The organism is Vibrio sp. OPT20 (genome assembly GCF_963889365.1).
In the GTDB taxonomy this organism is placed as follows: domain Bacteria; phylum Pseudomonadota; class Gammaproteobacteria; order Enterobacterales; family Vibrionaceae; genus Vibrio; species Vibrio splendidus.
On sequence record NZ_CAWPOA010000031.1, the window covers coordinates 836,714 to 848,201 of the forward strand.

Consider the following 11,488-nt stretch of genomic DNA (forward strand, 5'->3'; position numbering starts at 1 on the left):
ATGCCTAGATCTTTCATCTCTTCGAAGGTTGGCAGTGTTGGATCGTTCTTACGAGTTTCAGCGTAAAGATGCTCAATCCATTGTTCTTGAGTTCGGCCTTCTGTGAACTCTTTTTCGACGCCCATACGCTTAGCCAACTGAGAGCACATTTCATAGATAGATTTCGCTTCGAACTGAGGTTCGATCGCTTTCTGCGCGTAGATGAAGTAAGGCATATTCGCTGCTTTACCATCCATACACCAGTCGTCTTGCTCAGACGTTGTTAAATCTGGCAGGATGATATCGGCGTATTTTGCTGAAGAAGTCATATGGTTATCAACCACAACAATCATTTCACACGCACTTTCATCTTGAAGAATCGCGTGAGTCTTGTTGATGTCTGAGTGTTGGTTGATGATGCAGTTACCTGCGTAGTTCCAGATCATCTTGATTGGGTTCTTAAGGCGCTCTGCACCGCGAACACCGTCAGTGATGTCGGTCATTTCATGGTGACGGTAAATCGCGTCTGTCCACATGAACATTGAAATAGACGTTTCAACTGGGTTTGGCACAGTAGGGAAGCGAACAAACGGAATGTTGATGTCACTTTCACGAGCGCCTGTTGAACCGCCAGACACACCCACAGAACCGGTTAGTAATGACAGCATTGCGATTGCACGACACGCTAGCTCACCGTTCGCAGTACGTTGCAGGCCCCAGCCTTGGTGGATTGCGCACGGTTTTGCTGTGCCCATTTCACGGCCAAGCTTGACGATAGTATCAACGGGAATACCGGTGATCTTAGAAGCCCATTCTGGTGTCTTCTCTACGCCATCTTCACCTAAACCTAGGATGTAAGATTTGTAGTCGCTGTTTTTAGGCGCCGATGCCGGCAGTGTCTTCTCGTCGTAACCTACGCAGTATTTGTCTAGGAACGGTTGGTCGACAAGGTCTTCAGTGATCATCACGTGCGCAAGACCAGCAACCAAGGCCGCATCTGTAGAAGGACGGATTGGGATCCATTGATCTTCACGGCCACCGGCAGTATCGGTGTAGCGAGGGTCGATAATGATTGTTCTTGCGTTCGACTTGTTTTTGCTTTCTACATAGTGGTGGATCAGACCGCCACCAGACATGCGTGTCTCGGCAGGGTTGTTACCAAATTGGATATTAAGCTTGGTGTTCTCTAGGTCAGAGAAAGAGTTGTTGTTTGCCCAACCACCGTAGGTGTAGCTCAAGCCTTTCGCGATTTGCGCCGTTGAGTAATCACCGTAATGGTTTAGGTAACCACCACTTAAGTTCATTAGACGAGCAATCAGCGTTTGTGCTGGTGGCCAAGACTTAGTTACCGTACCGCCCAGCGTACCTGTGCCGTAATTTAGGTAGATGGTGTCGTTACCGTAGTCTTTGATAAGACGTTGCATGGTGCCAGCTACTTCGTCGTAAGCCTCTTCCCAACTAATACGTTTAAACTTGCCTTCACCACGTTTACCAACACGTTTCATTGGGTATTTCAGGCGATCTGGGTTGTAAACACGGCGGCGCATAGAGCGACCACGTAGACAAGCACGAACTTGGTGATGACCGTATTCGTCAGTACCTGTGTTGTCTGTTTCTACGTATTTGATTTCACCGTTTTGTACATGCATACGTAATGGGCAGCGAGAGCCACAGTTTACTGTACATGCACTCCATACGATTTTCTCATCCACATTCTCAGCAACCGCAGCCGCTACGGGTTTGGATTTGAAAGGTAACGCAATACCGCCTGCGAGTGCAGCTGCGCTGCCTACTGCAGAAGAAGCCTTCATGAAGCCTCTTCGAGTAAGATTCATTACCCCAGATTCTTTCTTATTCGTCATTCTAAGATGCCTATTGTTATTGATGACTAGCACTTTATAGGTAGTTTTGTTTTTGTCTTTTAATTTTTAAATATTGATTGATTGGCATCAAATAAGAGCGAAATTTAAATGTTATGAATCGAATGTATAAAATGGATCAAAGAATGAAATGTATTTATTAATATAATTATCTTTAAACCTATAACGGTATAAATAATAATGATTATCGATACGCATAAATTATTGGGTTCGCTATTTTATCAAGCGACAAGTAAAGAACAGTTGATCACCATTGTCGAAGCTTTGGTGGAGAGTAAAGTGCTCTCTGAAGAATGCTTGCAGGCATTGAGAAGTGAAGACGAAGATGCACTCTCAGCGGAGTTCAGCCGTCTGTTTGAAGGCGTTGGCGACATGCCAGCTCCGCCTTGGGGATCTGTTTACCTAGATAAAGACCGCGTTGTGTTCGGTGCTTCTACTGTAGAGTATCGACAGTTTTTAGAATTGAATCAGATTGAATTAGACACGGGCTTAAGAGAACCGGAAGATCAATTTGGTTTAATGTTATTCGCCCATGCGTATTTGTTAGAGAATAATAATATTGATTCAGCGCGTGAATTGTTGGGGTTCCATTTATTAACTTGGTCTTCTGTTTATTTGGAAAAATTAAATACAGCATCAGAACTATCTTTTTATAAGAAGCTATCAACTGATGTAATAGATTGGCTTAAATACCTAACATCTGAATATAAAATAAACGTTGTTCCTAAAAAGTTATATATCGATTAATGTCTGAACAAATAAATTCAAATAGACGCGGTTTCTTAACTCGACTTTCTAAACCGGTTAAAGCCGCCGCGAATTATGAAGAGAAGTCACAACGCTCGCATGCAAGGCCGCCAAGAGCGGTCGATGAGGTGCTGTTTGAGCGTCTTTGCGACGGTTGTGGATTGTGTGAGCAAGCGTGTCCGAATAGCGTTATTGAGATGCTAGAGGGCAGTGCGCTGCTGAATTTGGATTACAACAGTTGTTCTATGTGTAACAAATGCACTGAAGTGTGTCCGACTGGCGCGCTTCATCCAACGGTCACGCCTTATATAGACCTCAAGCCTAGCTTTGCGGATAGCTGTAACAACTACATGCAAATGGATTGTAATGCGTGCCAAACCGCTTGTTCAGCAAGTGCGATTCAAATCGAAGCAGGGGAGTTGCCTACGGTGGACAAAGATAAGTGTAACGGCTGTGGAGAGTGCCGAAGCGCTTGTTACATTGGCTCAGTGACTTTGAACCTTATTCAGTAGTAAACGTCTGGTTTGGCTTTGTGGCAGCAAGTTAGCAGAAAGGCTTTGGTTGAGTGAGAGGCGAGTCGTCTCAGATACCTAAAGACATAAATAAAAAAGGGTCCGCATTCCTAGAGGAAGCGGACCCTTTTTAGTTCTTATTGAAGTTATTCGAGCAAAGCGACCTAAAGCCAGTTGCTTATGCGCGTTTTTGCTTGCTTCTATGAATAACGTTATTCAGCGATAACTCAGTTTTTGCTTTGCAGATGCATGGCAAAATTTCATTGGCTTGTGTGTAAGCCATAGCAAAACCAACGTACTCGACTTCACCAGAATCCAACGTACAGCGGCAAGCGCCACAGTGGCCATCTCGGCAGTTGTATTCTGGCTCTAACCCTGCTTGTTCCATTGTTTCCAATAGAGTATTTGAAGGGTTAGATTCAATAGAAGTCAGCTTGTTGATTTTGATTGTTGGCATTACAGCTCAAACCCTTCAAAGTCGTCAGCTTTTACTTCGTTGTCGATTTGGCCAACTAGGTAAGAACTGATTTCAGCTTCTTGTGGAGCAACTTGAACGTTATCTGAAGACAACCAAGCGTTGATCCATGGAATTGGGTTCGACGTTGCTTCTGGGTAAGCGGTACCTAGACCAACAGCCTGCATACGGATGTTAGTGATGTACTCAACGTATTGGCAAAGAATATCTTTGTTTAGACCAATCATAGAACCATCTTTGAATAGGTATTCTGCCCACTCTTTTTCTTGCTCAGCCGCTTCTTTGAATAGGTCGAAACACTCTTGCTTACACTCTTCAGCGATCTGCATGAATTCGAAGTCATCTTGGCCATTACGTAGCAAGTTGATCATGTGCTGTGTACCAGTAAGGTGAAGTGCTTCATCACGAGCGATTAGCTTGATGATCTTCGCGTTACCTTCCATTAGCTCACGCTCTGCGAATGCAAATGAACATGCAAAGCTTACGTAGAAACGAATCGCTTCCAGTGCATTTACAGACATTAGGCATACGTAAAGCTTCTTCTTCAGGTCATGAAGTGAAATCTTAACGTCTTCGCCGTTGATGTTGTGGTTGCCTTCACCGTAGCGGTGGTAGTCAGCCGTCAGCTTGATCAAATCATCGTAGTAAAACGCGATGTCTTTCGCACGTTTCAGGATCTCTTCGTTTTCAACGATGTCGTCAAATACTACGCCTGGATCATTCACGATGTTACGGATGATGTGCGTGTATGAACGAGAGTGAATCGTTTCAGAGAATGACCAAGTCTCAATCCAAGTTTCAACTTCTGGCAGTGATACCAAAGGAAGTAGGGCAACGTTAGGGCTGCGGCCTTGGATTGAATCTAGAAGCGTTTGGTACTTCAGGTTAGAGATGAAGATGTGCTTTTCATGCTCTGGAAGCTTGTTGTAGTCGATACGGTCGCTAGACACGTCTACTTCTTCTGGACGCCAGAAGAAAGAAAGCTGCTTTTCGATCAACTTTTCGAAGATTTCGAATTTCTGTTGGTCGTAACGTGCAACGTTTACCGACTGACCCAAGAACATTGGTTCTTTTAGTTGGTCATTTTTTTGTTGAGAAAAAGTACTGTAAGCCATAAATGCCTCAAATCCTTTAAAGACCCGCAATAAAACGGACCCTGTTAATGCTTTAAACCCAGAGAAGATAACTTCTCTGGGGTCTTAATGTTTATTGCGGTTTAGATCTTACAACCGCCGCCTTCACAATCTTCTTCCGGCACTTGAACTGCGTCGCCTTGGTCGTCTTTAGCACCATCACGAGTGTTATGGTAGTAAAGCGTCTTAACACCGTACTTGTACGCTGTTAGCAAGTCTTTAAGCAGCTGCTTCATCGGAACCTTACCGCTGTCGTAAACACTTGGATCATAGTTAGTGTTTGCAGAGATAGCTTGGTCAACGAATTTTTGCATGATACCCACTAAGTGCAGGTAACCGTCGTTAGTACCAATGTTCCAAAGTAGCTCGTAGTTGTCTTTAAGATTTAGGAAATCTGGAACAACTTGCTTCAGGATGCCGTCTTTCGACGCTTTCACTGATACATAACCACGTGGTGGCTCTATACCATTAGTCGCGTTCGAGATTTGAGACGAAGTCTCAGAAGGCATAAGCGCTGTTAGCGTAGAGTTACGTAGACCGTGCTCCATGATCTCTTCACGTAGCGTGTCCCAATCGTAGTGCAGCGGCTCTTCACATACTAAGTCGATATCTTTTTTGTAAGTATCGATTGGCAGTAGGCCTTTCGCGTAGTTGGTCTCGTGGAAAGATGGGCAACGGCCTTGCTCTTTCGCTAGCTCAACAGACGCTTTTAGCAAGTGGTATTGAATTGCTTCAAAAGTACGGTGAGTCAGGCCATTTGCACTGCCATCAGAGTACTTAACACCATTCTTCGCTAGGTAGTATGCGTAGTTGATTACACCCACACCTAGAGTGCGACGGTTCATTGTCGACTTACGTGCTGCTGGAAGCGGGTAGTCTTGGTAATCAAGTAGTGCATCTAGAGCACGAACAACCAGTTCAGAAAGTTCAGCCAGATCGTCTAGCTCGTTGATTGCGCCTAGGTTAAACGCTGAAAGCGTACATAGTGCAATCTCACCTTCGTCATCTTCTACGTTAGAAAGCGGCTTAGTTGGTAGCGCGATTTCTAAACATAGGTTCGATTGACGAACAGGTGCTACTTCAGAATCAAACGGGCTGTGTGTATTACAGTGGTCAACGTTCTGAATGTAGATACGACCAGTAGAAGCACGCTCTTGCATTAGCAGAGAGAAAAGCTCAACGGCTTTAACCGTTTCACGCTTCACTGAAGGATCGTTTTCGTACTTCACGTAAAGTGCTTCAAAACGCTCTTGGTTTTCGAAGAACGCGTCGTAAAGGCCAGGTACGTCAGAAGGTGAGAACAGGCTGATGTTGCCACCTTGAACAAGACGAGAGTACATAAGCTTGTTCAGCTGTACGCCGTAGTCCATGTGACGAACACGGTTCTCTTCAACGCCGCGGTTGTTTTTCAGTACTAATAGAGACTGAACTTCACCGTGCCATAGTGGGTAGAACACCGTTGCTGCACCGCCACGAACACCACCTTGAGAACAACATTTAACAGCTGTTTGGAAGTATTTGTAGAAAGGGATACAGCCAGTGTGGAACGCTTCACCATTACGGATTTCAGAACCAAGCGCACGGATACGACCTGCGTTGATACCAATACCAGCACGTTGAGATACGTAACGAACAATAGAGCTTGCTGTTGCGTTGATAGAATCAAGGCTGTCACCACACTCAATCAGTACACATGAACTGAATTGACGAGTAGGCGTACGTACACCAGACATAATTGGTGTAGGTAGAGAAATCTTAAACGTAGACGAGGCGTCGTAAAAACGTTTGATGTAGTCAAGACGAGTTGATTTCGGGTATTTACCGAATAAACACGCAGCAACTAGGATGTAAAGGAACTGAGCACTCTCGTAGATTTCTTTTGTTACACGGTTCTGCACGAAGTATTTACCTTCAAGCTGCTTAACCGCCGCGTAAGAAAAGTTCAAGTCACGCTTGTGGTCGATGTACGCGTCAAGCTCTTCGAATTCAGCTTTCGTGTAGTCTTCCATTAGGTGGCTATCGTATTTACCCATATCAACCAGTTTTGCAACGTGGTCATAAAGTGCAGGCGGCTCGTATTCACCGTACGCTTTTTTACGTAGGTGGAACACTGACAGACGTGCTGCTAGATATTGGTAATCAGGAGTTTCTTCAGAGATTAAATCCGCTGCTGACTTGATGATTGTCTCATGAATGTCAGTCGTGGTAATGCCATCGTAAAACTGAATGTGAGCTTTCAATTCTACTTGTGATACAGAAACATTGTGCAAGCCTTCAGCTGCCCATGTGATCACTCGATGGATTTTCTCTAAATCGATCGTTTCTTTGCGCCCGTTACGCTTGGTAACAGTAAGTTGTTGGTTCATTCTGCTTAATTTCCCTAACAAAACTGAACAAGGCCGTGTTTTTGTGTATTTCTGTGTAATTTTTGTAAATTACGTTTCGGCTTTGTGATCTTGGTCTACCCATATATTGTAGTTCAAACACAACATATAGGGGTCATTTGTTTGTTGGGTTACAAGATAGTGCTACAACTGATATTTTTCAAGGTAAAGAAATTGGGTTGCTTGTGGATAAGTGGTGGATTGAAAAAAAACTGTAAGTGACCACTAACTGATGACGTTAGACGTGACTTGATTGTACAAAAGTCGCCTTTTAAGGATGCTTTATTTTTGCACGCCTATAAAAAAAAATCCCTTGATCTTTGGGTAAAATAGGCAATGGATTTTGGACGATTAAATTTAAATCGAGGTGGTCAAAATGGAAGCTAGCGCACGAAATTTAGACTGAAAAAAGTCGCAAACTTATGGTAATTGCAACTCTTTTCATTCGTCTTTTTTACAAAATATTTTACGGTAGGGCTACCGATATTTTTTAGCCCAAGTTTTGAGTGTGAACGATGTAGTTCACATCGACTTTTTGGCCTAAACGGTAGGTGTTCGTTAACGGGTTATAGTGCAGTCCTGTAATCCCTAGTTCTTGAAGCGGAGTGTTATCAACCATTTTGATAAGCTCAGCAGGGCGAATGAACTTTTCGTGGTCGTGAGTACCTTCTGGCACAATCTTAAGTAACTTCTCTGCACCAACAATAGCGAACAGGTAAGACTTAAAGTTACGGTTCAATGTTGAGAAGAACACATGGCCGCCCGGTTTCACTAATTTTGAACAAGCCGAGATAACCGACTGTGGGTCAGGAACGTGCTCTAACATTTCCATGCACGTCACCACATCGTAAGTGTGTGGGTGTTGCTCTGCATGGTCTTCAATGGTGCTTTGGATGTAATCGAGCTTGGTGCCGGTTTCTAATGCGTGCAGACGAGCGACTTCTAGCGGTTCTTTACCCATATCTAGTCCGGTGACTACCGCACCCTCGACAGCCATGCTTTCAGCCAGAATACCGCCGCCGCAGCCAACATCGAGAACTTTCTTACCAAAAAGGCCTTCGGTTTTCTCTAGCACGTAATTTAAGCGCAACGGATTGATTTGATGTAGTGGCTTAAACTCGCCTTCTAGATCCCACCAGCGCGACGCCATGTCTTCGAATTTTTTGATTTCTGCTGGGTCTACGTTCTGTGATTTAGTCATAATCGGCATTTCCAAGTTAAATAATGCATCCATGAAATTGCAGGCATTATAACTTGCCTTTTCCTGCTGACCAGAAGATCTACAATTTTGCTAGTTTATTGGGTGTAAAGTGACCATGTTTCAGCAAGATATGACGCTGAGGTGCAATTTCTCATCAATAGATTGGCTACAAGGGTCACAAGATGGTAAAAGGAGAGGGAAAGTGATGCCTCCGTAGGTAAATTTGTGTTATATTTTTCGGTCTTATACGTATTCAAAAATACGATCTGACTATAGAGGGAAAATGGCTCTATGAGCGATCTAGCGAAAGAGATCACGCCCGTAAATATTGAAGATGAGCTTAGAGGTTCATACCTAGACTACGCGATGTCCGTCATCGTTGGTCGTGCCCTTCCAGATGTGCGTGATGGCCTAAAACCAGTACACCGCCGCGTTTTGTTCGCGATGAATGTATTAGGTAATGATTGGAACAAAGCATATAAAAAGTCTGCTCGTGTAGTAGGCGATGTAATCGGTAAATATCACCCACACGGTGATAGTGCGGTATACGAGTCAATTGTTCGTATGGCTCAGCCGTTTTCACTACGCTATATGTTAGTCGATGGCCAAGGTAACTTTGGTTCGGTTGACGGCGATTCAGCTGCGGCAATGCGTTATACCGAAGTTCGTATGTCAAAAATAGCTGGTGAGCTATTAACGGATCTTGATAAAGATACGGTTGACTTCGTTCCTAACTATGATGGAACCGAGCAAATACCAGCAGTTTTACCAACAAAAATACCAAACCTATTGGTTAACGGTGCTTCTGGTATCGCAGTAGGTATGGCTACCAACATCCCGCCACATAACCTTGGCGAAGTTGTTGATGGCTGTTTAGCATTTATCAATAATGAAGACATCACTATTGATGAGCTAATGGACTACATCCCGGGTCCAGACTTCCCGACAGCAGCATTAATCAGTGGCCGTAAGGGCATTGTTGATGCATATAAGACTGGTCGTGGCAAAGTTTACATGCGCTCACGAGCGAACATTGAAATGGAAAAGAACGGTAAAGAAACAATTATCGTTACTGAAATTCCATATCAAGTGAACAAAGCTCGTCTGATCGAGAAGATTGCAGAACTTGTAAAAGACAAGAAAGTTGAAGGCATCAGTGCACTGCGTGACGAATCTGATAAAGATGGTATGCGTATTGTTATTGAATGTAAGCGTGATGCTGTCGGTGAAGTTGTACTAAACAACCTTTACTCACAGACTCAACTGCAAACAACTTTCGGCATCAACATGGTTGCTCTGAACAATGGCCAACCACAACTTTTCAACATTAAAGATATGTTGAAGTGTTTTGTTGATCACCGTCGTGAAGTTGTGACACGTCGTACTATCTTCGAATTGAAGAAAGCGCGCGACCGTGCACATATCTTGGAAGCTCTATCTTTAGCGCTTGCAAACATTGATGAAATCATTGAACTGATCAAGAACGCACCAACACCAGCAGAAGCTAAAGTTGGTCTAGTATCTCGTGGTTGGGATCTTGGTAACGTAGCATCAATGCTTGAACGTGCTGGTACTGATGCAGCTCGTCCAGATTGGCTTGAAGACCAATACGGTATCCGTGATGGTCAATACTTCCTAACGGAAACTCAAGCGCAAGCTATTCTAGAACTTCGTCTTCACCGCCTAACTGGCCTTGAGCACGAGAAGATTCTAGACGAGTACAAAGCACTTCTAGAAGAGATCGCTGAGCTAATGCATATTCTTGCAAGCACTGAGCGTTTGATGGAAGTGATCCGTGAAGAACTTGAAGCGGTACGTGATATCTATGGCGACGAGCGTCGTACAGAAATCACAGCAGCGGTTCATGACATCGACATGGAAGAGCTAATTGCTCAAGAAGACGTTGTAGTAACGCTTTCTAACGCAGGTTACGTTAAGTACCAAATCCTAAGCGACTACGAAGCTCAGCGTCGTGGTGGTAAAGGTAAGAGTGCAACTAAGATGAAAGATGAGGATTACATTGAGCGTCTGCTTGTTGCTAATACTCACGATAACATCTTATGTTTCTCTACTCGTGGTAAAACGTACCGCCTGAAAGTTTACCAATTGCCGCAAGCGAGCCGTACAGCTCGTGGTAAGCCTATCGTTAACATTCTTCCTCTAGAAGAAGGTGAGCGTATTACGGCTATCCTGCCTGTTTCTGAATTCTCAAACGAGAAATTCATCTTCATGGCAACAGGCGACGGTACAGTTAAGAAGACATCACTGGATCAATTCGCAAACGTACGTGCTAACGGCCTAATCGCAGTTAACCTACGTGACGATGATTCACTGATTGGCGTTGATATTACTGATGGTAATAGCGACATCATGCTGTTCTCTAAATCGGGCAAGGTTGTTCGCTTTAACGAGGACAAAGTACGTCCAATGGGTCGTACTGCCTCTGGTGTTCGTGGTATGAAGCTCCCAGAAGACGATCAAGTGGTTTCACTGATTGTTCCTTCAAACGAAGGCGATATCCTAACTGTGACTCAAAACGGTTACGGTAAGCGTACTGAGTTGGCTGAATACCCAACGAAAGGCCGTGCAACGCAAGGTGTAGTATCTATCAAAGTCTCTGATCGTAATGGCCCAGTTGTTGGTGCTGTTCAGGTTGAAGAAGGCGATGAAATGATGATGATCACCGATGCAGGTACACTAGTACGTACTCGCGTAGCGGAAGTAAGCCAAGTTGGTCGTAACACTCAAGGTGTAACACTGATTCGTACTGCTGAAGACGAGAATGTTGTAGGTCTACAACGTATCGACGAAGTAGAAGAAGCTGAGATTGTTGAAGGCGAAGAAACTGAAGAAGCAAATGCTGACGCAGTAAACGCAGAAACAGTTAATGCAGAAGGAACGGTCGTTTCTGAATCAAGTGAAGAGCAAGCATCAGATGCTTCTGACTCTGAAAGTGATAGCGAGCAAGACACTGAGTAATCTCGATTACGTTAAGTAATTTAGCTTACCAATGAAAAAACCGAGCCTAAGTGCTCGGTTTTTTATTGCCTGCTATGTGTGGATCTTGCTCTGACTTTATCGTTGAACTGTGATCGTCAAAATATCGATAGCTAAACCTTGATCAATATAGCGAGGAGATGAAAACGATAGAGTAGAGGGGAATAAAAGAGGAGTGTG

Annotated in this window: 8 protein-coding genes; 3 read left to right on the forward strand and 5 right to left on the reverse strand. The window is 44.0% G+C overall.

All coding sequences use genetic code 11. The annotated features are described in order from the left end of the window. The coding region (locus AACR09_RS04915; protein ID WP_228010930.1) for a DMSO/selenate family reductase complex A subunit at positions 1–1,841 on the reverse strand (1,841 nt) is incomplete at its 3' end. Between the two features lie 198 nt (positions 1,842–2,039). Between AACR09_RS04915 and AACR09_RS04920 the strand changes: the two genes are divergently transcribed. Both AACR09_RS04920 and napF read left to right on the forward strand, forming a co-directional pair. After that, entirely contained in the window at positions 2,040–2,606 is a 567-nt protein-coding gene (locus AACR09_RS04920) for a TorD/DmsD family molecular chaperone (RefSeq protein WP_193836083.1), read from the forward strand. Next, positions 2,606–3,118 (forward strand): ferredoxin-type protein NapF, encoded by a 513-nt coding sequence (napF, locus tag AACR09_RS04925; RefSeq protein ID WP_017078715.1) that lies wholly within the window; start codon positions 2,606–2,608, stop codon positions 3,116–3,118. Before AACR09_RS04920 ends, napF begins: the two co-directional genes overlap by 1 nt. A 178-nt stretch (positions 3,119–3,296) precedes the next feature. On the opposite strand, the gene yfaE is transcribed toward napF, so the two are convergent. The 4 genes from yfaE to ubiG all read right to left on the reverse strand — a co-directional run bounded on the left by yfaE (position 3,297) and on the right by ubiG (position 8,344). Next, positions 3,297–3,575, reverse strand: a complete 279-nt coding sequence (gene yfaE / locus AACR09_RS04930) for a class I ribonucleotide reductase maintenance protein YfaE (RefSeq protein ID WP_193836084.1) — start codon at positions 3,573–3,575, stop codon at positions 3,297–3,299. After that, positions 3,575–4,708, reverse strand: a complete 1,134-nt coding sequence (gene nrdB / locus AACR09_RS04935) for a class Ia ribonucleoside-diphosphate reductase subunit beta (protein WP_004733365.1) — start codon at positions 4,706–4,708, stop codon at positions 3,575–3,577. The genes yfaE and nrdB overlap by 1 nt, the downstream gene beginning before the upstream one ends. Before the next feature lie 101 nt (positions 4,709–4,809). Further along, on the reverse strand, positions 4,810–7,092 hold the full coding sequence (gene nrdA / locus AACR09_RS04940; RefSeq protein WP_004733366.1) for a class 1a ribonucleoside-diphosphate reductase subunit alpha: 2,283 nt from the start codon (positions 7,090–7,092) through the stop codon (positions 4,810–4,812). Positions 7,093–7,600: 508 nt separating this feature from the next. Beyond that, on the reverse strand, positions 7,601–8,344 hold the full coding sequence (gene ubiG, locus AACR09_RS04945) for a bifunctional 2-polyprenyl-6-hydroxyphenol methylase/3-demethylubiquinol 3-O-methyltransferase UbiG (protein ID WP_193836086.1): 744 nt from the start codon (positions 8,342–8,344) through the stop codon (positions 7,601–7,603). Positions 8,345–8,602: 258 nt separating this feature from the next. On the opposite strand from ubiG, the gene gyrA reads away from it, so the two are divergent. Next, positions 8,603–11,290, forward strand: a complete 2,688-nt coding sequence (gyrA, locus tag AACR09_RS04950) for a DNA topoisomerase (ATP-hydrolyzing) subunit A (protein WP_004733368.1) — start codon at positions 8,603–8,605, stop codon at positions 11,288–11,290. The last annotated feature ends 198 nt before the right edge of the window (positions 11,291–11,488 follow it).

Bases quoted from the DNA above. Each gene is read 5' to 3' on its own strand.
- yfaE (WP_193836084.1), bottom strand. From the start codon at position 3,575: ATGCCAACAATCAAAATCAACAAGCTGACTTCTATTGAATCTAACCCT.
- napF (WP_017078715.1), top strand. From the start codon at position 2,606: ATGTCTGAACAAATAAATTCAAATAGACGCGGTTTCTTAACTCGACTT.
- ubiG (WP_193836086.1), bottom strand. From the start codon at position 8,344: ATGGATGCATTATTTAACTTGGAAATGCCGATTATGACTAAATCACAG.
- AACR09_RS04920 (WP_193836083.1), top strand. From the start codon at position 2,040: ATGATTATCGATACGCATAAATTATTGGGTTCGCTATTTTATCAAGCG.
- nrdA (WP_004733366.1), bottom strand. From the start codon at position 7,092: ATGAACCAACAACTTACTGTTACCAAGCGTAACGGGCGCAAAGAAACG.
- gyrA (WP_004733368.1), top strand. From the start codon at position 8,603: ATGAGCGATCTAGCGAAAGAGATCACGCCCGTAAATATTGAAGATGAG.
- nrdB (WP_004733365.1), bottom strand. From the start codon at position 4,708: ATGGCTTACAGTACTTTTTCTCAACAAAAAAATGACCAACTAAAAGAA.